Origin of the sequence: Limosilactobacillus sp. (genome assembly GCF_051873075.1) — a bacterium.
Taxonomy (GTDB): Bacteria; Bacillota; Bacilli; order Lactobacillales; family Lactobacillaceae; genus Limosilactobacillus.
In genome coordinates, this window is the sequence record NZ_JBJEEM010000060.1 from 1 (window position 1) to 1,557 (window position 1,557).

Consider the following 1,557-nt stretch of genomic DNA (forward strand, 5'->3'; position numbering starts at 1 on the left):
GCCAAGTTGGGACTAATGGTAGTGGTTGTGATAAGATGTTAGGTGTGATTTGAAAGGATGGACGGAAAAATGAAAGTATTAGCAATTGATACATCGAACCACCCGATGAGTGTGGCTTTGGTCGAGGATGACCAGCTGTTGGCGACGACTACGCTTAATATGGTTCGCAACCATAGCATTTACCTGATGCCAACGATTGACCGGCTCTGCCAGCTGGTTAAGTGGCAGCCCAGTGACTTAGACCGGGTCGTGGTTGCCCAGGGGCCGGGTTCATATACGGGGATTCGGATCGCTGCCACCACGGCCAAGGTTCTGGCTGATACATTGAAGCTTGACCTGGTCGGGGTATCGAGCCTGGAAGTTGTTGCCCGTAACGTCCTGCCGATGACGACCGCCATTATCGTTCCGTTCTTTGATGCCCGGCGGGGGAACGTATTCGCGGGGGCCTACCAGTGGCAGGATGGACAGTTGCAGAACCAAATTGCCGACCAGCACCTGGCGATGAAGGACTTGCTGACCCAACTGGCCAAGATTGACCAGCCAGTGATCTTGGTTGGTCACATGACCAAGAAGATTGCCGACCAGTTTGAGAAGTTGCCAGATAATGTCAGTCTGGCACCGCGGGCCTACGGGATTCCTTCAACCTACCAACTGGCTTTGGCAGGCGAAGACCGGCCGGCGGTCAAGGAGATTGACCCATTCGTGCCGCACTATCTGCGGATCACCGAGGCAGAGGCTAACTGGCAGAAGCTACACCCTGGTGATACTAAGAAGAATTATGTTCGAGAAGTTTAAGAGTTGGTGCCGGGTTAACATCAATGGCCGCAAGTGGCCAATGCTTGATTTTGCACGGCGGGTCGTGGTGATCAAGCATCACCAGTACGTGGTCCGGATGGCGAGCGAGCAAGACATCAAGACGATGGTGGACATTGAGCGGGCCATCTATGGGGATGCTCCCTGGAGCTATGCGGCTTTCCAGATTGAACTGCGGCGGCCCCAGGATCGTCTCTACCTGGTGATTGTCGATGATGGCCAGGTCGTCGGCTTCCTCGGGATGGCCGTTGATTGGTACCGGCTCGATTTGCATATCACCAACGTCGGCGTTACGCCCGGCTACCAGCAGAAGGGAATTGGCACCTACCTGATCAGCACCGCCCTGAATTACGCCTGCCACACTCAGTTGCGGTCGGTCAGCCTGGAGGTTCGGGTGCATAACCTGGTGGCCCGGAAATTATACGAACAGCTTGGTTTCCGGGAACGGGAGATCAAACACCGCTACTACCTCGATAACCACGAAGATGCGATTGATATGGCGGCGGACCTATTGAATAAAGGAGAAGTAAACAGTTAACCAGAATATTATCAAACACCGTCGAACGTAATCAATTGGAAAGGCGGCGCTATCGGTGATAAGAACAGAGAAGGTAAGACTATACCCGAATCGAATGATGAAAAAAGCGCTCGATGATCTATGTGATTACCGCCGTTATTGTTGGAACCAAGGTTTAGCTTTGTGGAACGACATGTATGACGAGTCACTCATTATGGACGATCAGA

The 1,557-nt window shown here is 52.8% G+C and carries 3 protein-coding genes; all 3 read left to right on the forward strand.

Features of this window, described 5'->3' with window-relative positions:
* Nucleotides 1–69 precede the first annotated feature (69 nt).
* Entirely contained in the window at nucleotides 70–795 is a 726-nt protein-coding gene (gene tsaB / locus ACI31J_RS06640; RefSeq protein WP_439773645.1) for a tRNA (adenosine(37)-N6)-threonylcarbamoyltransferase complex dimerization subunit type 1 TsaB, read from the forward strand.
* Nucleotides 779–1,351 carry a ribosomal protein S18-alanine N-acetyltransferase gene (gene rimI, locus ACI31J_RS06645; RefSeq protein WP_439773646.1) on the forward strand — a complete coding sequence of 191 codons (573 nt, stop codon included), beginning with the start codon at nucleotides 779–781 and terminating at the stop codon, nucleotides 1,349–1,351. Before tsaB ends, rimI begins: the two co-directional genes overlap by 17 nt.
* Nucleotides 1,352–1,406: 55 nt before the next feature.
* Nucleotides 1,407–1,557, forward strand: a 151-nt coding sequence (locus ACI31J_RS06650) for a helix-turn-helix domain-containing protein (protein WP_439773647.1), incomplete at its 3' end; no start/stop codon positions are given.